The sequence below is a fragment of the Actinomyces gaoshouyii genome, assembly GCF_002076915.1.
GTDB lineage: Bacteria > Actinomycetota > Actinomycetes > Actinomycetales > Actinomycetaceae > Actinomyces > Actinomyces gaoshouyii.
Window position 1 is genome coordinate 1064517 of record NZ_CP020468.1, and the last position, 22578, is coordinate 1087094.

Here is a 22578-nt window from a genome sequence, read left to right on the forward strand (position 1 = left end):
ATGGGCGAGCCGATGACGGGCAGATGACAGACACTGCCCAGCAGGGCGAGCTCATCGCCGCCCCCGCACGCCCCGAGCGCACGATCACCCCGCCGGACGGCGTCATCGACCCGGTGGCCAGGGTGCTCCTCGACACCCCCGTGGCCCACCTCGACCGGCTCTTCGACTACCGCGTCCCCGCTGCGATCGACGCCGATGCCCGAGTGGGCACGCGCGTTGCCGTGCGCTTCGGCGGTCAGGAGGCGCACGGGTGGATCTGGGAGCGCGGCTCGACCACCACCCACCCGGGCGCGCTCACACCCGTGCGCAGGGTCGTCTCCGACCTGCCCGTTCTCACGCCGGCCACCATGCGCCTGGCCGAGTCCGTGGCCGAGCGCAGCGCGGGGGCCCGCCCCGATGTGCTGCGCGTGGCCATTCCGCCGCGCCATGCCCGCGCCGAGGCCTCCGCGCGGGAGGGTCCAGCACCCGTCCTGCCCCAGTGGCTCGCCCCCGAGGGCGGCGGCTGGGCGGTGTACGAGGGCGGCGAGAAGATGCTGCGCTCGCTCGCCGACGGCGGCGCTCCCCGGAGCGTGGTCACCGTGCTGCCCGGGAGGCAGGGCATCACCGCGTCCTGGCCCGAGCTCCTGGCTGACGCCGCCCGGGCGGCGCTCAGCGCTGGCAGGGGCGTGCTCGTGCTTGTCGCCACCGCCGAGATGGCCGAGGATCTCGCGAGCGCTCTCACGGCGCTCCTGCCGGGCGAGCCCGTGGTCACCCTCGCGGCGGACCACGGTCCCGCGCGGCGCTATCGGGCTTTCGCCCGCCTGCTCCTGGGGCGAGCCCGCGTCGTCGTGGGCACGCGCGGCGCCGCTTTCGCTCCTGTGGCGGACCTCGGCCTGGCCGTCATCTGGGATGACGGCGATGACCGCCTCGACGAGCGCCACGCCCCCTACGCGCATGCCCGCACCGTGCTCGCCCTGCGCTCCAGCCTGGAGCACTGCGGCCTGCTCATCGCCTCCCACGCGCGCAGCGTCGAGGCCCAGGCCTATGTGGAGCGCGGGTGGGCCGTGAGCCTCGCCGCTCCCAGGAGCGTCGTGCGCGCCGCGGCCCCGCGCGTGGAGGTCCCGGGCGTGGAGCTGGAGGCCGAGGGGGCCTCCGGGGCCGCCCGCTTCCCCTCCTTCGCCCACCGGGCGGTGCGCGCGGCCGTCGAGGCCGGGCCCGTCCTCATCCAGGTGCCGCGCGGGGGCTACGCCCCGCTCGTGGCCTGTGATCGCTGCCGGGCACCGGCGCGCTGCACCACCTGCGGCGGGCCCATGACCATGGAGCGCGGGGGGGCGATGTCCTGCCGGTGGTGCGGGAGATCCCCCCACGGATGGCGCTGCGAGAACTGCGGGTCCGACCGCCTGCGGATGCGCTCCGTCGGCTCGGCGCGCACGGGGGAGGAGCTGGGCCGGGCATTCCCCGGAGTCGGCGTCGTCATCTCCGGGGCGAGGGAGGACCACGGCGTCATCGCCGAGGTCGATGACTCCCCTCGGCTCGTCGTTGCCACCCCGGGGGCCGAGCCCATCGCCCAGGGGGGCTACCGGGCGGTCATCCTCATGGACGCCGGGGCCCTGTCCTCACGGGTGGACATGGGCGCCACCGTGGAGGCGGTACGCCGTTGGACGAACGCGGCCGCGCTGGTGGCTCCCGGCGCGCGGGTCATCGTGCTGGGGGGCCCGGAGCCCGTGGCCGCGCAGCACTTCCTGCGCTGGGACCACGAGGGCTTCGCCCGCAGGGAGCTGGCCGAGCGCGAGGAGCTGCACCTGCCGCCGGCATGGCGGACCGCCCGCCTCGACGGGCCTCGCCGTGCCGTCGAGGATCTGCTCATGGCGGGGCAGGCCGAGGGCTACGAGGCGCTGGGGCCCGTAGAGGCGCCGCGCGCGGGAGCCGGGCGGGCCAAGGACTCTGCGCAGGCCTCCCAGGCGACGCACCGAGGAGTGCTGCGCGTGCCGGTGCCCCGGGGGCGCGAGCTCGCCGGCTGGTTGCGTCATCGTCTGCGGGACCGTTCCGCCCACCGCGAGGACCCCATCCGGGTCGAGCTCGACCCGACCCACCTCTGGTGACGATTCAATGACACTGGCGGATCAGCCGGATTCCGGTGGTACTTTCTCCAATTGATGGGTATCACTCTCTCCCCAGAGTGATGTCCCTGTCCCGAGCGGCGCTCGTGCCGCGAGATTCCCCTCATCCCCGCAGGAGCCAACCGTGCTGCCCTCTCGCCGTTCCCTCGCTATTGCTGCCTGCGCAGCGCTCATCCTTCCTCTGCTCGCCGGATGCGATACCGACGCCGCTTCGTCGACGAAGCCAACCCCAAAAGCTGTTGTGACCTCTGATGCCAGCGCTGTGGAGGCCGAGGCGAGTCGCGCCGCCGCGGAGGCGGAGGCATCCCGCCAGGCAGAGGCGACCAAGCAGGCTGAGGCGGAGGCATCCCGCCAGGCAGAGGCGACCAAGCAGGCTGAGGCGGAGGCATCCCGCCAGGCGGAAGCGACCAAGCAGGCCGAGGCGAAGGCCTCCCGGGACGCCGCTGCGACGAGGCGGGCCGAGGCGAGTCGCGCCGCCGCTGAGGCGGAGGCGAGTCGCGCCGCCGCGGAGGCATCCCGCCAGGCAGAAGCCTTTCAGCAGGTGGAGCAGGACTCGTTCTCCAGCCGAGGCGACCAGCAGATCGCCTCGTTCGCCGGCCGTGGCGGCTCCTCGTCCTCCGACCAGGGCGGCTCCGCCTACTACTCCAACTGCAAGGAGGCCAGGGCGGCTGGCGCTGCGCCGCTCTACCGGGGAGAGCCCGGGTACCGCCCCGGGCTCGATCGGGACGGCGACGGCATAGCCTGCGAGAAGTGACGAGCGCGCCTCACATTCTCTCGTGAACTGTCCAGCCTCACTGTTGCGCCCTCGGCCCGCAGATACCGTCTCACCCCGCTCTTGCGCCCTCATCCTGCGAGAATGAGACGGTATCTGCGGGCCGAGGCCGCAGGACGGGGCCGAGGGGGCAGGACGCACCGGGCGGTGCCCGCTACAGTCTTGGTGTGAGCACTGCGAGCAACTGTGAGCACGTCAGCACCGGTAGTGCCTCTCTAGCGCACCCCGTTGGCCTTACGAGCGCTGATCCCGCGCAGTCGCGGCACCCGTCGGCCCGGCAGTCCGCCGGGCGGGCCCGTGCGAGGATCGCCGGCACCGCGGACGGGGTGGACGCGATCATCCTCGACCTGGGCAATGTGCTCTACGCCTGGGAGGCCGTGGCCGCCGTTGCCGGGCGCGTGAGCCTGCCCGCCTGGGAGGAGTTCTGCGCGGGTGCCGACTTCACCGCCCTCAACCGCCGCTCCGACCTCGGGGAGGACTTCGACGCCATCGTCGCCGACCTCGCCGCCGCCCACCCCGGGAGGCCCGACTGGGTGGACATCCTGCGCACTTATCGGGCTTGCTTCCGCGATTCCCTCACCGGACCCGTGCCGGGGATGGAGGGCCTCGTCGACGAGCTCCTCGCCGCAGGTCTGCCGCTCCACTGCCTGACCAATTACGACGGCCCCACCTTCGACGACACCCGCGATCTCGTTCCGCAGCTCGACCGCTTCGCCGGGATCGTCGTCTCCGGCAAGGAGCATCTCATCAAGCCCGATCCCGCCATCTTCCGCGTCGCCCTGGAGCGCTTCGGCCTCGAGCCCTCCCGCACTCTCTTCATCGACGCTTCCCCGGCGAATACCGCCAGTGCCTCCGGCATGGGCATCCTCACCCACACCTTCACTGGCGCAGGTGCCCTGCGCGCCGAGCTCGTCGAGCGCGGCATCCTGCCGGCCCGCGCGACCCGCCCCTAGACTGGAGCCCATGCGCATACTCTTCGCCGGGACACCCGAGCCGGCGCTCCCCGTGCTGCGGGCACTCATGGACTCTCCCGAGCACGAGATCGTTGGAGTCCTCACCCGGGCGGACGCCCGCTCCGGCCGCGGCCGGGCCCTGCGCCCCTCGCCCGTGGCGGCCGTCGCCCGCGGGGCCGGCATCGACACGCGCACCCCGACCACCCTCAAGGATCCCGGGACCCAGGACTGGGTGCGCTCCCTGGGCGCCGACGCGGCCGTCGTCGTCGCCTACGGCCGCATCGTCCCAACCGCCCTCCTGGATGTTCCCGCCCATGGCTGGCTCAATCTCCACTTCTCCCTCCTGCCCGCCTGGCGCGGTGCCGCCCCCGTCCAGCACGCGATCATCCACGGCGACGACGTCACCGGTGCCTGTGTCTTCCGCCTCGAGGAGGGCCTGGACACCGGGCCCGTCCACGCGCGCCTGGTCGAGCCCATCGGCCCCGCCGACACCGCCGGGGATCTCCTGGCCCGCCTCGCTCAGGCCGGAGCACCCCTCGTCCTCGACGTCCTCTGCCGTCTCGCCGCCGGCACCGCGAGGCCCACCCCCCAGCCCGATGAGGGCGTGAGCCTGGCCCCGATGCTCACCCCCGACGACGGGCGCATCGATTGGGCGCGCCCGGCCGCTGAGATCGACCGCCGGATCCGCGGTGTCACCCCCGCGCCCGGCGCGCACAGCACCTACCGCGGCGCCCGTCTCCGCCTCGGGCCCGCCACTCCCGTTCCCGGGGGCGCCTATGCGGGCGACGACGCCGATACCGGAGCCCTCGCGCCCGGCGAGCTGCGCGTCTCCAAGCGGGAGGTCCTCGTGGGTACGGGCTGTGGAGCGCTGCGCTTGGGCCAAGTGGCGCCAGCCGGAAAGAACTGGATGGACGCGGCGGCCTGGGCCCGCGGCGCGAGGCCCGCTCCCGGCGCCCGCCTCGGCGAGCAGGCCGCCGCGACAGTGATGACGGGAGGCGAGCGCTGATGGCCGGGCGCGCAGGCGGCAGCGGCCAGGATGGCCGGGCAGGCGGCCGTCGCGGCCAGCAGCGGGGCCATGCCGCCTCCCAGCGCCGGGGGCAGGGGCGCGAGCGCGGCCATGGCAATGAGGGCGGCCGCCATCACCCGGCCCGCCCGGGCGCCCAGCGGGGGCGCGGCCCGCGGGACGTCGGTGCCTCCCCGCGCTCGCTCCCCGATCCCGACGCCGCGCGCCTGGCGGCCCTCGAGGCCCTGACGAGGGTCCGCGAGGACGGCGCCTACGCCAACCTCGTGCTCCCGCCGATCCTCTCCGCCGCGCGCCTCGACCGCCGGGATGCCGGTTTCGCCACCGCCCTGACCTATGGGGCCCTGCGCCTGGCGGGCCGCTATGACGCGATCCTCGCCCTCTGCGTCGATCGCCCCCTGGAGCGGCTCGACGGCGTCGTCCTCGACGCGCTGCGCCTGGGCGCCCACCAGCTCCTCGGCATGCGCGTGCCCGCCCACGCCGCCGTGTCGGCCACGGTGGAGCTGGCAGCTCATGCCGCGGGGCGCGGCGCTTCCAGCTTCGTCAACGCCGTCCTGCGGAAGGTCTCCGCCAAGGCCCTCGACGCCTGGCTGGCCGAGTTGCGAGACGCCGCCCCGGACGAGTTGGCCGCCGTGGCGGCCATCGAGTCCCACCCTGTGTGGATCGCCAAGGCCCTGCGCCAGGCCCTCGTGGTGGGCGGGCGCGATCCCAATGAGCTCGAGGATCTCCTCAGGGCGGACAATGCCGATCCCGAGGTGGTTCTCTGCGCCCGTCCCGGCCTTGTCGAGACCGAGCGCCTGGCCGCCGAGGCCCGTCGCGCCGTCGGCGATGAGCCTCGGCCGGGGGACATCAGCCCCTGCGCCGTGGTTCTGACCGGGGGCGACCCCGGCCGTGTCCCCGCGGTGCGCGACAGCCGCGCGGGCGTGGAGGACGAGGGCTCCCAACTCGTCGCCCTCATGGCCAGCGAGCCGGCGATCGCCGGGCGCGACGAGCGCTGGCTCGACATGTGCGCCGGCCCCGGCGGCAAGGCGGCGCTCCTGGGCGCCCGGGCCGCGCAGCGGGGCGCTCGCCTCGTCGCCAACGAGGTCACGCCCCACCGCGCCAGGCTCGTCGAGGCCGCCGTGCGAGCCATCCCCGACGGCGTCGTCGAGATCCGCTGCGGGGACGGGCGCCAGTTCGGGCGGGACGAGCCCGGGCGCTACGACCGCGTCCTCGTCGACGCGCCCTGCACGGGCCTGGGCTCCCTGCGACGCCGCCCCGAGGCCCGCTGGCGCCGCGATCCCAAGGATGTCACCGAGCTCGCCGCCCTCCAGCGCGAGCTGCTCCTGTCCGCCTTGGCCACTGTGCGGCGCGGGGGATTGGTCGCCTACGTCACCTGCTCGCCCCACGCCCTGGAGACCAGCCTCGTCGTCAAGGACGCCCTGAGCCGCGCCATGCGCGGGGGCATGAGCATCGAGACGCTCCACGCCGGCGACGCCGCCACCCGTATCGCGCCGCGACCGCCCGCCGGATCGGACCGCGCCCAGCTCCAGCTCTGGCCCCACCTGGACGGCACCGACGCCATGTTCTGCGCCCTCCTGCGCCGCGACCGCTGATAGCGGGCCGACCGTGCACCACCAGCCTTGATATTTCACGGAGGAGAATCCGCCATGACCGCCGCGCCCGCGATCCACCCCTCGATCCTCAACGCCGACGTCTCGCGCCTGGCCGATGAGATTGCCCGCATCTGCGGGCCCGGGGGCGCCGACGGCGTCCATGTCGATGTCATGGACAATCACTTCGTGCCCAACCTGTCCTGGGGGCTGCCGGTGGTCGAGGCCGTCGTGGGCTGCACGGGCCTGCCGATCGACGCCCATCTCATGATCGAGGACGCCGACCGCTGGGCCCCCGCCTACGCGGAGGCAGGCTGCACCACCGTCACCGCCCATGCCGAGGCCACGACGGCGCCGGTCCGCCTGGCTGCGGAATTGCACCGCCTTGGGGCCCGCGCCGGCATCGCCCTGCGCCCGGCCACCCCGTTGGCGGCGGTGGCCGACGTGCTCGGCGACTTCGAGATGCTCCTCATCATGACCGTCGAGCCCGGTTTTGGCGGTCAGTCCTTCATCGAGTCGATGCTTCCCAAGATCCAGGGCGCCCGGCGCCTGGTGGGCCAGCGCGGCCTGGAGCTGAGCATTCAGATCGACGGCGGGGTCTCCGCCGCCATGATCGAGCGCGCCGCCGAGGCGGGCGCCGATGTCTTCGTCGCCGGGTCAGCCGTCTACGGCGCCGACGACGCGCTGGCCGCCATCGGCGAGCTGCGCGCGCTGGCCGCCGCCCACATGTGCTGAGGCGCGTCGGCCCGAGGCGCTGCCATCAGACGACGCTTAGGGGGCAGTGCTGCGTATCCCCTTGCTCACGCGCCCGGATCGCAGTCCTTCAACCGACCTCTCCGGTCAGTACGCCTAGACTGTCCGCGAAGCAGGGGGGCTAGGTGGCGGCGTTCTTGATGCGGATGGCCTTGCGGATCGCGATGGAGCCGCGCAGCAGCTGGCCAGCCTTCGCGGTGCTCTTGCCGCGCAGCTGGTCCCTGGTCCTGAGCGGCGCGAGTATAGGCATGGTCGTGGGCCCGACAGCCCTTCCAGGGCGCTTGGCCACCGCCCTCAGGCGCCTCCTGGCGTTGCCCCGGTTCCAGCCGGTCACCGCGCACGCCTCGTCCAGCATCCTGCCCTTGCCCCCTGGACGTCTTGGCGCAGGCCCCCGCGCACCTCCTCGTGATCTCCGCCCTGGCCCGTATCGACGACCTATTCCCCATGCCCACAACGATCCGCGACTCTCGTGGGCAGTGCCGGATGAGGCCCGATCCTCTTTGGCGGGCATCCCTCATGAGTCTCGTTGACCCCTTGACTTCAAAGTGGGATGGAATAAAATAAAATAACACTATCATCGGCGCCCGTAGCACGAGTGTACCCATCGACTCATGGCGATGACGCATCGATCAAGGACTTCTGGCAATGGAATTCAACGGCGCGTTCGGCGGTCTCCGACGAGTTGATCAACACAGTGAAGGCCTGAAAGCGCTGTGGCTGCTGCAAGTAATCGGTTTTGTCGCCGCAGGGGTAATGGTTCTTCGTTTCATGATCCCTGAGTTGATTAGCCCCCATGCAGAACGCTTTGCATCAAGTCAGTATATGGGCGTCGTGTTGTTTTCGGCCATTTTGGCGGGCGCGTATATGATCATATTTCTGCTCCCCGGCGACGTGATGAGGCGACGTATAAGGGGTGTTCGCATTGCTGCGGTTGTACAAGCGCTTTGGTTTGGGGGGAGTGATCGTCACGCACAACGGAGTCTCGTCAAGTTTTGTGTACCAGGCTCTTGCGGTGGTGGCTGTCACGGCCAGCCTGCTCACGCTACGGTCCACCTCAATGATTGGACGAGGTGAGGAAGAAAGATGAATATCGTCCTGGTCGTCACCGGCGCCATCGGCGCGTCGTTAATCCCGTCGTGGGTTCTCAGAATGAGGAGAGAGTTCAAGTCTGAACTCCGCTGTATAACGACGCGCTCCGCAGAGAAATATGCCTCCGCCGACTTCTGACCTGGGGCTTGAGGCGACCGGCCACAAGATCGTCGACTCCGGCAGTGCGGGAACGCCGTGGATCCAGTGCCGCCCCGTTCTGGCCGACCTGCACGAGTGCCTGTTCTGCTCCTCCTGGGGGGGCGATGGGGAGGCGGGCCGATCATGTACCACCAGGCCTAATATCCCACTGAGGAGAACCCGCCATGACCGCAGCGCCCGCGATCACCCATCCATCCTCAACTCCGGCATCTCGCGCGGGCCGACGCGGAGCGCGGCGGTGGGGCGCTTGTCAGTCTGTGATGCCGAGCCGTCTCGTGAGCTTCCTGCGCCTTCGGTGGAGGCGCCACCAGCTCGCGGTTTGCTCGGCCTGGATTGTTCCCACCTCATCGAGCGAGGGCAGCCCGAGGCTCTCCAGCTCCGCGGCGATCGCCTCGGTGTCCCCAGGCCCATGGCTCTCGATGATCTCGTGGGCGCGCCTGATCGAGGGATCGGACAGCGGGTGCGCCGCGATCAGCTCATCGACCGAGGCCAACTCGCTTCGAAGGCTCTGCGCGGACTTGCGCCGGAACATGGTCCTCACTTTCCGAAGATGCATGCCACTGCGCCGCGACCGAACGCGGCCAGGATGGACCAGTGCGATCGGGTCGGCCACGACAGGGTATCGCGAGCCGCTCTCGTAGGGAATTCCTCACAGGGGACCGCCCGAGGCGGCGGCCCGACACGCCGCGAGGGGCACCTCGCCCGGCCCGTGAGAGGCGCGCCTCAAGATGACTTTTCCCCGTCCTGGCGCGGAATGTCTCGGGATGATCACGCTGCTTCAAGGTGCCTGAGCGCGTTTGTGAGGATTCCACAATCGGTTCTCGGCGGGCCTGGGACGTAGCGTGGGGCATGGCCGCAGGGGCTGTCTGTTCCGACAGGCCTCCCGCGCGGTCCGCACCCGGCACCCGTCGGGATGCGACGTCGACACCGCCGGCAGCCCGGCCCGAGCCCGCCCCCTCCCGCGCCCACCGCGGGGAGGAGCGGCGGCGATCGGCCCGACCGGGCGACGGCCCCAAGGAGCCATCGGTGACACACGGTCAGTACCCCTCCCGCGTCCTCATCGCCAATCGCGGCGAGATCGCTCTGAGAGTCATCCGCACCGTCAGGGACCTGGGAGGGACCTCGATCCTGCCGTACACGCCCGAGGACCTCATGAGCCCGGCCGCCGAGCTCGCCGATGAGGCCCACGCCCTTCCCGGGGGCTCCGCCTATACCGACGCCGACGCCATCCTCGCCCTGGCCCGCGCCACCGGCGCCGATGCCATCCACCCCGGCTACGGCTTCCTGTCCGAGAACGCCGACTTCGCCCGCGCCGTCGCCGGCGCCGGCATCACCTGGGTCGGCCCCAGCCCCGAGGCCATGGACGCCCTGGGGGACAAGATGAGCGCCCGCGCCACCGCCGAGCGCGCCGGCGTCGCCCCCGTGCCCGGGATCACCGAGCCGGTCACCTCCGCCTCCACCGTCATCGGCTTCGCCGCCGAGCACGGCTACCCGGTCGCCCTCAAGCGCACCGACGGCGGGGGCGGCCGCGGCATCACGGTCCTGTCCAACGACGACGAGGCCCGCTCCACCCCCGCGTTCGAGTCGGCCAGTGCCGGGGGCGGCACCCTCATCCTCGAGCGCTTCGTCACCGCGGCCCGCCACATCGAGACCCAGTGCGCGAGAGACTCCCACGGCGCCTTCGCCGTCGTCTCGACCCGCGACTGCACCCTCCAGCGCCGCAACCAGAAGCTCCTCGAGGAGGCGCCCGCCCCCTTCCTGCCAGAGGGCATCCATGAGACCCTCGTCGACTCCTCCCGGCGCCTCCTGGAGACCGTCGGGTACGTGGGCGTGGCCACCTGCGAATTCCTCCTGACTCCCGACGGCGACCTGTGGTTCCTCGAGGTCAACCCCCGCCTGCAGGTCGAGCACTGCGTGAGCGAGGAGGTCACCGGCGTCGACCTCGTCGCCCTTCAGCTGCGCGTTGCCGCCGGGGGACGCCTCGGCGAGGTCCCGCCGGTGCGCGGGCACTCCATCGAGCTGCGCATCACCTGCGAGGACCCCGCCGCCGGGCTCGCCCCCTCCACCGGCACGATCACCCGCCTGCGCTGGCCCGCTGGCCCCGGCATCCGCATCGAGTCCGGGGTGGTCGAGGGCGACGTCGTCACCCCCATGTTCGACCCCATGCTCGCCAAGATCGTCGTCACCGGCGCCACCCGGGATCAGGCCCTCGCCCGCGCGCGGCGGGCCCTGGCCGAGACGGTCGTCGAGGGCGTCACCGTGTGCGCCGCCCTGCACGAGGCCGTCCTGGGCATGCCCGCCTTCACCCAGCCGGATGCCTCCGGCCTGCTCGGAGTCACCACCCGATGGATCGAGAACGACGTCCTGCCGGGACTCGCCACCGGCGCCCCGGGGGACGGCACCGCGACCGCGGGCCCCGTCGCCGCGGGCGGCCAGGCCTCCGCCCCGGCCGCGGCCTCCACCCGCACCCGCTCCACCTACGTCATCGAGGTCAACGGCCAGCGGGTCTCCCTGACCATCCCCGACGGCATCCTCGGCGGGCACGGCCACCGCGGGGGCATGGCAGGCTCCGACGGTGGCTCGCGCCCCGCCCACCGGGGCCAGCCCCTGCGCGGCCGCGGCGCGCGCGCCGCCCGCGCCGGGGCGGAGAGCGCCGAGAGCGCCGAGGGCGTCATCGCCGCGCCCATGCAGGCGATCATCACCCGCATCTGCGTCGAGCCCGGCGCGCGGGTGGCCGAGGGCGACCTCCTCATCGTCCTGGAGTCCATGAAGATGGAGAACTACGTCCACGCCCCCTACGACGGCGTCGTCGAGCAGATCGCCGTGAGCGCCGGGACGACTGTGAGCGCCGGGGACGTCCTCATCCGCTTCGCCGACGAGACCACCACCGGCCAGAAGGAGGCCTGAGCCATGACAGACACCGCCATCCCGGCGCCGGCCACGGGTGCCGCCCCCGCGGCCGGCGGGGGCTCGACGATGGCCGATTCAGCGGCCACCCAGGCCTTCCGCGAGCGCATCGCCCGCATCGACGCGCAGGCCGAGGAGACCGCCGCGGCCCGCCAGCACGCCAAGGGCAAGCAGACCGCCCGCGAGCGCATCGACGCTCTCCTGGACGAGGGAACCTTCCTCGAGATCGGCCGCTACACAGGCTCCGGCGCCGGTGCCAAGGCCCGCCCCTCCGGCGTCGTCACCGGCTTCGGGCAGGTCGACGGCCGCCAGGTCGCCGTCTACTCCCAGGACTTCTCCGTCTCCGGTGGCGCCCTGGGCTCGGTGGAGGGGGACAAGATCGTCGGCCTGCTCGACGACGCCCTGCGCCTGCGCATCCCCGTGGTCGGGCTCATCGACTCCGGCGGCGCCAAGATCCAGGAGGGCGTGGGCGCCCTGCGCCAGTACGGGCGCATCTTCAACCGCACCTGCGCCGCCTCCGGCCTCGTGCCCCAGATCAGCGTCATCCTCGGCCCCTGCGCCGGCGGGGCCGTCTACAGCCCGGCCCTGACCGACTTCGTCATCGCCACGCGCGAGGCCTCCCACATGTTCGTCACCGGCCCCGACGTCGTGCGCGCCGTCACCGGTGAGTCGATCAGCGCCGAGGACCTGGGCGGGGCCCGCGTCCACGGCAGCGTCTCCGGGGTCGTCCACTACGTCGCCGAGGACGAGGCGGATGCCCTCGACCAGGTGCGCACCCTGCTCGCCTACCTGCCCTCCTCGGCCGAGCTCGAGGCCCCGTTGTACGAGTACACCCCCGCCGACCGCGAGGAGGACGCCGCCTCGGCCGCGCGGGTCGGCACCCTCGTTCCCGCCTCCACTCGCCAGGCCTACGACGTTGTCGATGTGGTCTCGGCGATCGTCGACCACGGCGAGCTCGTCCAGGTCCAGGAGGAGTACGCGCCCAACGTCGTCGTCGGCTTCGCCTGCTTCGAGGGCCACCCCGTGGGCATCGTCGCCAACCAGCCCCTCGTCGACGCCGGTACGCTGGACACCGCCGCCTCCGAGAAGCTCGCCCGCTTCGTGCGCTTCTGCGATGCCTTCGGCCTGCCCGTCGTCACCCTCGTGGACGTCCCCGGTTACCGGCCCGGCGCCGAGCAGGAGCACGCCGGCATCATCCGCCGCGGGGCGAAGGTCATCAACGCCTACGCCACCGCGACCGTCCCCCTGGTGACCGTCATCCTGCGCAAGGCCTACGGCGGGGCCTACATCGTCATGGGCTCCAAGGCCATCGGCGCCGACCTCAACTTCTGCTGGCCCGGCGCTGAGATTGCCGTCCTGGGCGCCGCCGGGGCCGTGGGCATCATCCACCGCCGCGAGCTCGCCGCCGTGCGCGCCGAGTCCGGCGACGAGGCCGCCGCTGCCGAGCAGGAGCGCCTGACCGCCGCCTACACCGACGCCGTCATCAACCCGGACAAGGCCGTGGCCATCGGGGAGATCGATGCCGTCATCGCCCCGGAGGAGACCCGGGGCGTCATCGCCGAGTCCCTGGCGGCCCTGCGCGCGAAGCGCGGGGCCCGCGCCGGGAGCCGCAAGAAGCACGACAACGTCCCCCTATGACGCTCCCGAACCAGGGCGCGGCGCCAGCCAGCGGCTCCGGCCGCCCCGCGCGGCCGCTCGCGCAGCGCGCCGCTCAGACCAGCACGACCACCCATTGCCGCCACTACGAGGAAGATATGAGCCACTCCACCACCCCGATCGCCCGCACCACCGCCGCCCGCCTGAGCGCCGGCGAACCCTACGTCCTGGCCTTCGGCGGCCAGGCCACCCCCTGGCGCGCCGTCCTGAACGAGCTCGCCGGGCTGGACCGCGAGCTCTCGGCCCGCCTGGCCTCCATCGACGCCGCTGTCGCCCAGCGCCTCGCGCCGGTGGCCACCGAGCTGCTCACCATCTCCCCGCGCGGGGCCCGCCTCCTCGACGACGTCGCCGCGCCCGTCACCCCCGCCCCCTCCGGCAGGGGCGCCGCCGCCGCGGACACCGCGGACGTCTCCGTCCCCGGCATCCTCCTGGCTCAGCACGCCGCCCTGGACACCATGCGCTCGTGCGGGCTCGACGCCCTCGGCGAGACCGCCGCGCGCCCCGCAGGCGTCATCGGGCACTCCCAGGGAGTCCTCGGCGTCGCCCTGCTTGACGCCCTTCAGGGCCCCGCTGACCAGCGCGAGGAGCGCGCCGTTGAGATCCATGCCATCGCCCGGCTCATCGGCGCCGCCGCCGCCCGCACCACCCGCCGCCTCGACCTGGGGACTGTGGGCGAGTCCACCCCCATGCTCTCCGTGCGCGGCGTGACCCGCAAGGTCCTCGACGCCGTGCTCGCGCGCGTCCCCGCCGCCGCGGGCATTTCGGTCGGCGTCATCAACGGCCGCCAGGCCCATATCCTCTCCGGGCGCCCCGCCGACCTCGAGCAGGTCGTCACGGCCCTCGAAGCGGCCGCCGCCCGCAGCGCCAAGGCCCGCAAGGAGCGCCGCCTCGGCGGCGCCGTCCTCGCCCCCGTCACCGAGTTCCTGGCCACCTCCGTGCCCTTCCACACCCCGCTGCTGGCCCCCGCCGTCGAGGATGTCGTCCAGTGGGCGGGCCGCTGCGGCCTCGACCGGACCGCGGCCCGCCGGCTCGCCGGGGCCGTCCTCATCGACGTCGTCGATTGGCCCGCCATCGTCACCGGCGCCCTGGAGGCCGCCAGCACCGGGGGCGCCCCGGCGCGCACCGTCGTGGACCTCGGCCCCGGCACCGTGCTCTCCCGCCTCACCGAGGCCGTCCTCGCCGGCACCGGCTCCACCATCGTGGCCGCGGGCACCGCCTCCGCCCTCGATGAGCTCGACCGCGAGGGCGCCGAACCCACCCGCACCGTCGACCGCTCCCGCTTCTCCCCGCGCCTGACCCGCCTGCCCGATGGGCGCCTGACCGTCGACACCGCCTTCACCCGCCTGACCGGCCGCAGCGCCGTCATGCTCGCCGGCATGACCCCCACCACCGTCGACCCGGCCATCGTCGCAGCCGCCGCCAACGCCGGCTACTGGGCCGAGCTCGCCGGCGGCGGGCAGACCACTGGCCCGGTCCTGACCGAGAACATCGCCGAGCTCACCAGGCTCCTCGACCCCGGCCGAACCGCCGCGTTCAACGCCATGTTCATGGACCGCTACCTGTGGAACCTCCATCTGGGCGCCCAGAGGCTCCTGTCCAAGGCCCGCCTCGGCGGCGCCCCCGTCGACGGCATCACGATCTCGGCGGGCATTCCCGAGCTGGAGGAGGCCACGGCCCTGCTCAAGCGCTTCCATGCCGAGGGCTTCCCCTACATCGCCTTCAAGCCCGGCACCGTCGACCAGATCCGCCAGGTTCTGGCCATCGCCCGCGCCAACGAGGACACCCCCGTCATCATGCAGATCGAGGACGGCCACGCCGGCGGCCACCACTCGTGGGAGGACCTGGACACCATGCTCCTGGCCACCTACGACGCCATCCGCGCTGTCGACAACGTCGTCCTGTGCGTCGGCGGGGGCATCGGAACCCCCGAGCGCGCCGCCGACTACCTCACCGGCCGCTGGGCCCTGGCCTACGGCACCGCCGCGGCCCCCGTCGACGGCGTCATGGTCGGTACCGCCGCCATGACCTGCCTGGAGGCCAGGACCAACGACGACGTCAAGCAGTTGCTCGTCGACACCCCCGGCATCGACCCGGCGAACGAGGGCGGATGGGTCGCCTCCGGCGCTTCCATCGGCGGCATGACCTCGGGCCTGTCCCACCTGCGCGCCGACCTCTACGAGATCGACAACTCCTCGGCCCGCGCCTCCCGGCTCATCCAGGAGCTCGCCGGCGACGAGGCGGCCATGGCCGAGCGCCGTGAGGAGATGATCGAGGCCCTCTCGCGCACCGCCAAGCCCTACTTCGGCGACGTCGAGACCATGACCTACCTGGAGTGGGCCACCCGCTACGCCGAGCTGTGCGTCGCGCCTCATGATGGGCGCGCCGCCGTCGAGGCCGATTGGGCCGACGAGGGCTGGTACGACCGCTTCCTCGACCTCCTGCACCGCGTCGAGGCCCGCCTGTCGCCCGCGGACCGCGGCTCCATCGCCACGCTCTTCGCCGACTACGAGGACGTCATCGACTCCGATGCGGCCCTGTCCGCTCTCCGCCGCGCCTACCCGAGCGCCGCGACCACCCGTGTCGAGCCCATCGACGCCGCCTGGTTCGTCGACCTGTGCCGCAAGCACCCCAAGCCGGTGCCCTTCGTGCCCGTCGTCGACGCCGACATCCTGCGCTGGTGGGGCACTGACTCCCTGTGGCAGTCCCAGGACCCGCGATACACCGCCGACCAGGTCCGCATCATCCCAGGCCCCGTGGCGGTGGCCGGCATCACCACCATCAACGAGCCGGTCGGCGAGCTGCTCGGCCGCTTCGAGACCGCCGCCGTCGAGGCCCTGATGGCCGCCGGCGCCCAGCCGGGCGATGCGGCGGGCCGCATCGGCGTCGCTTGGGGGCCCGATTCCGTCCCCGTGGCCGACGCCCTCGCCCTCGTGCGCACCTCCCCGCACGTGCTGTGGAATGGGCACCTGTCCATCAACCCCGCCCGGGTCCTGCCCGACGAGGCATACGTCGTCACCGCCCGCCCCGATGTCGCGGCCGATGCCTACGACCTCGACATCCGCCTCGACACGCACTGGGACTCCACCCCTGGCGGGGACGCCATCCATGCCGTGCGCCGCCTCGTCATCCCCCTGCGCCTGGCCCGCGCCGCCGATGGCGCCGTCCCCCTGGTGGATCCCGGCCGCATCAGCGAGACCATGAACGACCTCCTGCGGGTCACCGCCGGCGTGGGCGCCACCTCCATCACCGGCGACTTCGTCGAGCGGCTCCCCCAGGTGCGCCCCGCCGCCGACGGCGCGACCGACGCCCTGGGCCGCCCGGTCTCCCAGCCCTTCGGCACCGTCCACGCCCAGTTCACGCTGGCAGACACCCTCGGCCACGACCACGCCGCCGTGACCGCCGACGCGCTGCCCACGGACCTGTCCGCCGCGCCGCTGGTGCCCGATGCCCTTCTCGGCCCGGCCTGGCCCGTGGTCTACGCGGCCCTGGGCAGCGTCGTCGAGGACGGCATGCCGCTCATCGAGGGACTTCTCGGCGCCGTCCACCTCGATCACACGATCGACCTGCGCCGCCCCCTCGACGAGCTCGAGGCCTGGGCGGGCGCCGGCGCCCACGTGCAGGTCGACGGCTGGGTCGCCGCCCTGGAGGAGTCAAGCGCCGGCCGCGTCGTCGACGTGCGCCTGCAGATGACCGATTGCTCCGGCGGCGATCACGACGGCGAGCTCATCGCCCTGCTGCGCGAGCGCTTCGCCATCCGCGGCCGCGCCTCCGGGACCGCCGTCCCCTCGGCCCCCGAACCCGCCGGCGGGACCGGCCGCGAGACCGCGCCGGCCGCCCGTCGTCTCCTGCGCCGCGCCACCGTCACCGCGCCCGCCGATATGACGGCCTTCGCGCGTGTCACCGGTGACTTCAACCCCATCCACACCAGCTACCACGCCGCGAAGGTCGCCGGCATGGACGCCCCGCTCGTGCACGGCATGTGGTTGTCCGCCACCGCCCAGCAGGTCGCCGCCGCGGCCGCGGCCGACGGCACCCACCACGAGCTCGCCGGTTGGACCTACGTCATGACCGGCCCCGTCGAGCTGAACGACGCCGTCGAGATCAGTGTCGAGCGCACCGGACTCGTGCGCGGCGGCGGCTACATCCTGGAGGCCGTGTGCCGCGTCAACGGCGAGGTCGTCTCGCGCGGCACCGCCGTCACCCTGCCCGAGCCCACCGCCTACATCTACCCCGGCCAGGGCATCCAGAGCGCCGGCATGGGACTGGACGAGCGCGCCTCGTCCAAGGCCGCCCGCGAGGTCTGGGAGCGGGCCGACGCCCACACCCGCGCCGAGCTCGGCTTCTCCGTCATCGCCCTTGTGCGCGACAACCCCACCGAGATGACCGCCCGGGGCGTCACCTACCGCCACCCCGAGGGCCTGCTCAACCTCACCCAGTTCACGCAGGTCGCCCTCGCCACCGTCGCCATGGCCTCCACGGCGCGCCTGGCCGAGGCCGGGGCGCTCGTCGAGGGCGCCGCCTTCGCCGGGCACTCCCTGGGCGAGTACACGGCCCTGTCCTCCTACGGGCGGGTCATGCCGGTGGAGACCACCATCTCCATCGTCTTCCAGCGCGGCTCCACGATGCACTCCCTCGTCCCGCGCGACGAGACCGGAGCCTCCGACTACCGGATGGGGGCCCTGCGCCCCAACCAGGCCGGCATCCGCGCCGAGGACGTCGAGTCCTACGTCGCCTCCATCTCCGAGGCGACCGGTGAGTTCCTGCAGATCGTCAACTACAACCTGGCCGGTGTCCAGTACGCCATCGCCGGGACCATCAAGGGCCTGGACGCACTGGCCGCAGACGCGCGCGCCAAGGCCAAGGCCCGCGGCGGCAAGAACCCCTTCATGCTCGTGCCCGGCATCGACGTGCCCTTCCACTCCGAGGTCCTGCGCCCCGGCGTGGCCGAGTTCCGCGCCCGCCTCGAGCAGCTCGTCCCGGCCGACCTCGACGTCGACCGCCTCGAGAACCGCTACGTGCCCAACCTCGTGGCGCGCCCCTTCGCGCTGACCCGCGAGTTCGCCGCCTCGATCCTCGAGGTCGTGCCCTCCGAGCAGGTCCGTGCCGCCCTGGATGACTGGGACAGCTGGTCGGCGCGCCGCACCGAGCTCGCCCGCCTCCTGCTCATCGAGCTCCTGGCCTGGCAGTTCGCCTCCCCGGTGCGCTGGATCGAGACGCAGGACGTGCTGTTGCGCTCGCCCGCCGAGGGCGGGCTCGGCATCGAGCACGTCGTCGAGGTGGGCCTGGCGGCCTCCCCGACCCTGGCGAACCTGGCCAGCAACACCCTCAAGCTCCCGGCCCACGCCGGGCGCCACGTGACCGTCCACAACGCCCGCCGCGACGAGGCCCGCGTGCTCGCCACCGACACCGACCCCGCCGTTGAGCTCACCGAGCCGGTCAAGGAGGCCCCCGCCCCGGCTCCCGAGACGGCGCCGGCCGAGGGCGCTCCGGCCCTGGTCGAGGAGGCCCCCGCCCCGGCCGCCGAGTCCGCCGCCGCGGCGCCCGCCGCCACTGGCCCCGTGGACGATCTGCCCTTCGGCGCCACCGACGCTCTGACGGTCCTCCTGGCGCATGCCTCGCGGATCCGCCCCGAGCAGATCGGCGCCACGGACACCACCGAGACCCTCACCAATGGCGTCTCCTCCCGTCGCAACCAGCTCCTCATGGACCTGGGAACGGAGCTCCAGCTCGCCAGTATCGACGGCGCCGCCGACGCCGACATGACGGCTCTGGCCGCCACGGTCGCCAAGGGCGCCCCCGGCTACAAGGCCTTCGGGCCGGTCCTGTCCGACGCGATCCGCACGGGCCTGGGCCGCATCCTCGGTCCCTCGGGCGTGCGCGCCACGCGCGTGGGCGAGCGGGTCAAGGGCACTTGGGGCCTGGGCGACGGATGGGTCTCCCACGTCACCGCAGAGCTCATGCTGGGCACCCGCGAGGGCGCCTCCATGCGCGGCGACGACCTGGCCAGCCTCGGCTCCTCCGCGCCGCTGACCAGCGCCGGCGCCGTCGACGCCCTCATCGACTCCGCCGTCCTGGCGGTCGCCGGCGCCCACGGGGTGAGCGTCGCCAAGCCCTCCACCGCCGGTGGCGCCGGGGGAGCGGTGGTCGACTCCGCCGCCCTGGACGCCTTCGCCGCCACCGTCACCGGCTCCTCCGGCGTGCTGGCCGCCACCGCCCGCACCATCCTCGACGCCCTGGGGCTGTCCGAGAGGGTGACGATCCCCGCGGACGCCGACGACGAGGCCGCCGCCACCCGCGCCGCCCTCGCGGCGATCGATGCCGAGCTCGGCCCCGGCTGGGTCAAGTCCGTCACCCCGGCCTTCGAACCCGCCCGCGCCGTCCTCATCGACGACCGCTGGGCGAGCGCCCGGGAGGACCTGGCCCGCCTGGGCAACGGCGAGCTCGACCTCGCCGAGGCCCACCGCCTCCTGCGCCCCGAGGCCTTCACGGGCCTGGGCCGGGCCGTCGCCGATCAGGCCGACTGGTGGGCGCGGACCCTGCGCGCCGGCGAGCGCGCCGACCGCGAGGAGCGCGCTGCCCTGGCCGCCTCCCTGGCGTCCGCCGCCCGCACCACCGCCACTCGGGGTGACGCGGCCATCCGCTGGGCCGAGGACGTCGCCGTGGTCACCGGCGTGGCCCCAGGCTCCATCGCCGCCGCCGTCACCGGTGAGCTCCTGGCGGGCGGTGCGACGGTCGTGGCCACCTCCTCACGGCTGAGCCACGAGCGCCTGGCCTTCGCCACGCGCCTGTACCGCGAGCACGCCTCCGCCGGCGCCCGACTGTGGATCGTGCCCGCCAACCTCGCCTCCTACCGCGACGTCGACGCCCTGGCCGACTGGATCGGCAACGAGCAGGCCGTCACCGCAGGGGGCACGACCACCGTCGTCAAGGAGGCCCTCGTCCCGACCCTCCTGTTCCCCTTCGCGGCCCCCCGGGTCATGGGGACCCTCGCCGACGCAGGTCCCGCCGCCGAGTCCCAGACCCGTCTCCTGCTGTGGAGCGTCGAGCGGAGCATCGCCGCGCTGAGCGCCATCGGCACCGACACGCATGTGGATCACCGCCTGCACGTCGTCCTGCCCGGCTCCCCGAACCGCGGCATCTTCGGCGGCGACGGCGCCTACGGCGAGGTCAAGGCCGCGCTCGACGCCATCGTCAACCGCTGGTCCTCCGAGTCGGCCTGGTCCGGGCGGGTCACCCTGGCCCACCCGCGCATCGGCTGGGTCCGCGGGACCGGCCTCATGGGCGGCAACGACCCGCTGGTCGCCGCCGTTGAGGCCGCCGGGGTGCGCACCTGGTCGACCGAGGAGATGGCCGCCGAGCTCATGGGCCTGTGCGATCGCGCCACCCGTGCCCGCGCCGCCGAGCGCCCCGTCGAGGCCGACCTGACCGGGGGACTGGGCGATGGCATCGACCTCGTCGCCCTGCGCGAGTCCGCGGCCTCCCTGGCGTCCGCCAAGGCCGCCCCCGCCGAGCAGCGCGCCGAGATCCGCGCCCTGCCCTCGCCGGTGGTGCCCACCCAGCCCACCGCCCCCCAGTGGGGCGACGTGGAGACCGATCTGGACGACATGGTCGTCATCGTCTCCACCGGTGAGATCTCCACCTGGGGCTCGGGGCGCACCCGCCGCGAGGCGGAGCTGGGCATGAGCGGTGGGGAGGACGTTGAGCTCACCGCCGCGGGCGTCCTCGAGCTCGCCTGGGGCATGGGCCTGCTCACCTGGTACGACTCGCCGAAGGCCGGCTGGTACGACACTGACGGCGAGCGCGTCCCCGAGGAGGACATCTGGACCCGCTACCGCGACGAGGTCGTGGCCCGCTGCGGCATCCGCGAGTTCGTCGACGACGGCGTCATCGCCACCATCGCCGACGAGGAGGTCGCCGTCTACCTCGACCACGACATCACGCTGAGCGTGCCCGACGAGGCCGCGGCCCGCGCCATCGAGGCCTCCGACCCCGAGCACACCCTCGTGGCCCCCGACGCCGGGACCGGCGAGTGGACAGTCACCCGCCTGGCCGGGTCGCTGGCCCGCGTCCCGCGCCGCGCGGCCCTGTCGCGCACCGTGGGCGGCCAGTTCCCGGTGGACTTCAACCCCGAGCGCTGGGGCATCCCGGCGGCCATGGTCCAGGGCATGGACACCATCGCCTCCTGGAACCTGGTGACCGCTGTCGAGGCCTTCCTCGCCGCCGGCTTCACCCCGGCCGAGCTGCTCACCGCCGTCCATCCCTCCGACGTGGCCTCCACGCAGGGCACGGGCTTCGGAGGCATGGAGTCCATGCGCAAGATGTTCGTCGGCCGCCTGCTGGGCGAGGAGCGCCCCAGCGACATCCTCCAGGAGGCCCTGCCCAACGTCGTCGCCGCGCATGTCATGCAGTCCTACATCGGCGGCTACGGTTCCATGGTCCAGCCGGTGAGCGCCTGCGCCACCGCGGCCGTGTCCATCGAGGAGGGCTGGGACAAGATCGCCCTGGGCAAGGCCGATGTCGTCATCGCCGGCGCCATCGACGACATCTCGATCGAGTCGGTCGTCGGCTTCGGCAACATGAGCGCCACCGCCGAGGCGGCCGCCATGCGCGCCAAGGGCATCTCCGACCGTCACTTCTCGCGGGCCAACGACCGCCGCCGCGGCGGCTTCGTCGAGGCCGAGGGCGGCGGGACGGTCATCCTGGCCCGCGCCTCCGTGGCAGCGCGCCTGGGCCTGCCCGTGGCCGGCGTGGTCGGCTTCGTCTCCTCCTACGCCGACGGCGCCCACACCTCCATCCCGGCCCCGGGCCTGGGGGCGCTGGGAGCCGGCCGCGGCGGTACCGATTCGCGCCTGGCGCGCGCGCTGCGCTCGCTCGGCGTGGAGGCCGACGACATCGCCCTGGTCTCCAAGCACGACACCTCCACGGGCGCCAACGACCCCAACGAGTCCGAGCTCCACACCCGCCTGGCGCGGGCACTGGGCCGCTCCGAGGGCAACCCGCTCGTGGCGGTCTCCCAGAAGACCATCACCGGCCACGCCAAGGGCGGCGCCGCGGTCTTCCAGGTCGCGGGCCTGACCGAGATCCTGGCCACCGGCATCGCGCCCGGCAACGCCTCCCTCGACGTCGTGGACGCCCCGCTGGCCAAGGACGCCTTCTGGGTGTGGCCGCGCACCCCGATGCGGCTCGCCGGCCGCGGAGGGGAGACGGGCCGCGTGCCCGGCGCCGGTCCCGTGCGCGCGGGCCTGCTGACCTCCCTCGGCTTCGGGCACGTCTCGGGCCTCATCGCCCTGGTTCACCCCGGCGCCTTCGAGGCGGCCCTGCGCAAGGCCGGCGGCCAGGAGGCCGTTGACACCTGGCTCGCCTCGGCCAATGCCCGCCTCGCCGCGGGCACGCGCCGCCGCCGCGCCGGCATGATCGGCCGCGTCGAGCTCTTCGAGCAGATCCAGGGACGCCGCCTCGGCGAGGCCGGTAAGAACCGCGACCCGCATGAGGTCGAGGCCGCCATGCTCCTCGACCCCGAGGCCCGACTGGGCGCCGACGGCGTCTACCACGCGGGGGAGTGACCCCGCTCGGCGCG

13 protein-coding genes are annotated in these 22578 nt (G+C 73.4%); 11 read left to right on the forward strand and 2 right to left on the reverse strand.

Features of this window, described 5'->3' with window-relative positions; all coding sequences use genetic code 11:
* The first annotated feature begins 23 nt into the window (after window positions 1–23).
* The 6 genes from B6G06_RS04360 to rpe all read left to right on the forward strand — a co-directional run bounded on the left by B6G06_RS04360 (window position 24) and on the right by rpe (window position 7172).
* Window positions 24–2081 (forward strand): primosomal protein N' family DNA-binding protein, encoded by a 2058-nt coding sequence (locus tag B6G06_RS04360; RefSeq protein ID WP_164505196.1) that lies wholly within the window; start codon window positions 24–26, stop codon window positions 2079–2081.
* A gap of 259 nt (window positions 2082–2340) precedes the next feature.
* Complete coding sequence (locus B6G06_RS10490) at window positions 2341–2853, forward strand: excalibur calcium-binding domain-containing protein (protein ID WP_164505197.1); 513 nt, start codon at window positions 2341–2343, stop codon at window positions 2851–2853.
* A gap of 185 nt (window positions 2854–3038) precedes the next feature.
* Window positions 3039–3824 carry an HAD family hydrolase gene (locus tag B6G06_RS04370; protein WP_081171139.1) on the forward strand — a complete coding sequence of 262 codons (786 nt, stop codon included), beginning with the start codon at window positions 3039–3041 and terminating at the stop codon, window positions 3822–3824.
* Window positions 3825–3834: 10 nt separating this feature from the next.
* The gene (gene fmt / locus B6G06_RS04375) at window positions 3835–4830 is read left to right on the forward strand and encodes a methionyl-tRNA formyltransferase (protein WP_081171141.1); all 996 of its coding nucleotides are present in this window, start codon (window positions 3835–3837) and stop codon (window positions 4828–4830) included.
* Complete coding sequence (locus B6G06_RS04380; protein WP_081171143.1) at window positions 4830–6440, forward strand: RsmB/NOP family class I SAM-dependent RNA methyltransferase; 1611 nt, start codon at window positions 4830–4832, stop codon at window positions 6438–6440. Before fmt ends, B6G06_RS04380 begins: the two co-directional genes overlap by 1 nt.
* A gap of 54 nt (window positions 6441–6494) precedes the next feature.
* The gene (rpe, locus tag B6G06_RS04385; protein WP_081171145.1) at window positions 6495–7172 is read left to right on the forward strand and encodes a ribulose-phosphate 3-epimerase; all 678 of its coding nucleotides are present in this window, start codon (window positions 6495–6497) and stop codon (window positions 7170–7172) included.
* Window positions 7173–7311: 139 nt separating this feature from the next.
* Here rpe and B6G06_RS10620 read toward each other — a convergent pair whose 3' ends face one another.
* Window positions 7312–7440, reverse strand: coding sequence for a hypothetical protein (locus B6G06_RS10620; RefSeq protein WP_276205820.1), 129 nt, complete (start codon window positions 7438–7440; stop codon window positions 7312–7314).
* 395 nt (window positions 7441–7835) lie between these two features.
* Between B6G06_RS10620 and B6G06_RS10055 the strand changes: the two genes are divergently transcribed.
* Together B6G06_RS10055 and B6G06_RS10215 are read left to right on the forward strand one after the other, a co-directional pair.
* The gene (locus B6G06_RS10055) at window positions 7836–8264 is read left to right on the forward strand and encodes a hypothetical protein (RefSeq protein ID WP_125898886.1); all 429 of its coding nucleotides are present in this window, start codon (window positions 7836–7838) and stop codon (window positions 8262–8264) included.
* A 9-nt stretch (window positions 8265–8273) separates the two neighbouring features.
* The gene (locus tag B6G06_RS10215; RefSeq protein ID WP_158082839.1) at window positions 8274–8417 is read left to right on the forward strand and encodes a flavoprotein; all 144 of its coding nucleotides are present in this window, start codon (window positions 8274–8276) and stop codon (window positions 8415–8417) included.
* A 271-nt stretch (window positions 8418–8688) separates the two neighbouring features.
* On the opposite strand, the gene B6G06_RS04395 is transcribed toward B6G06_RS10215, so the two are convergent.
* Complete coding sequence (locus B6G06_RS04395) at window positions 8689–9051, reverse strand: hypothetical protein (protein ID WP_198939985.1); 363 nt, start codon at window positions 9049–9051, stop codon at window positions 8689–8691.
* Window positions 9052–9464: 413 nt separating this feature from the next.
* Between B6G06_RS04395 and B6G06_RS04400 the strand changes: the two genes are divergently transcribed.
* The 3 genes from B6G06_RS04400 (at window position 9465) to B6G06_RS04410 (ending at window position 22564) form a co-directional block, all read left to right on the forward strand.
* Window positions 9465–11345 carry an ATP-binding protein gene (locus B6G06_RS04400; protein ID WP_080463369.1) on the forward strand — a complete coding sequence of 627 codons (1881 nt, stop codon included), beginning with the start codon at window positions 9465–9467 and terminating at the stop codon, window positions 11343–11345.
* Window positions 11346–11414: 69 nt separating this feature from the next.
* Window positions 11415–12983 carry an acyl-CoA carboxylase subunit beta gene (locus B6G06_RS04405; RefSeq protein WP_373284821.1) on the forward strand — a complete coding sequence of 523 codons (1569 nt, stop codon included), beginning with the start codon at window positions 11415–11417 and terminating at the stop codon, window positions 12981–12983.
* Between the two features lie 116 nt (window positions 12984–13099).
* A complete protein-coding gene (locus tag B6G06_RS04410) occupies window positions 13100–22564 on the forward strand; it encodes a type I polyketide synthase (RefSeq protein ID WP_081171147.1) in 9465 nt (3154 codons plus the stop codon).
* The last annotated feature ends 14 nt before the right edge of the window (window positions 22565–22578 follow it).

What these genes read in the sequence shown, in the direction of transcription:
- rpe (WP_081171145.1), top strand. Translation starts at nt 6,495, where the DNA reads ATGACCGCCGCGCCCGCGATCCACCCCTCGATCCTCAACGCCGACGTC.
- fmt (WP_081171141.1), top strand. Translation starts at nt 3,835, where the DNA reads ATGCGCATACTCTTCGCCGGGACACCCGAGCCGGCGCTCCCCGTGCTG.
- B6G06_RS04410 (WP_081171147.1), top strand. Translation starts at nt 13,100, where the DNA reads ATGAGCCACTCCACCACCCCGATCGCCCGCACCACCGCCGCCCGCCTG.
- B6G06_RS10215 (WP_158082839.1), top strand. Translation starts at nt 8,274, where the DNA reads ATGAATATCGTCCTGGTCGTCACCGGCGCCATCGGCGCGTCGTTAATC.
- B6G06_RS04405 (WP_373284821.1), top strand. Translation starts at nt 11,415, where the DNA reads ATGGCCGATTCAGCGGCCACCCAGGCCTTCCGCGAGCGCATCGCCCGC.
- B6G06_RS04360 (WP_164505196.1), top strand. Translation starts at nt 24, where the DNA reads ATGACAGACACTGCCCAGCAGGGCGAGCTCATCGCCGCCCCCGCACGC.
- B6G06_RS10055 (WP_125898886.1), top strand. Translation starts at nt 7,836, where the DNA reads ATGGAATTCAACGGCGCGTTCGGCGGTCTCCGACGAGTTGATCAACAC.
- B6G06_RS10620 (WP_276205820.1), bottom strand. Translation starts at nt 7,440, where the DNA reads ATGCCTATACTCGCGCCGCTCAGGACCAGGGACCAGCTGCGCGGCAAG.
- B6G06_RS04380 (WP_081171143.1), top strand. Translation starts at nt 4,830, where the DNA reads ATGGCCGGGCGCGCAGGCGGCAGCGGCCAGGATGGCCGGGCAGGCGGC.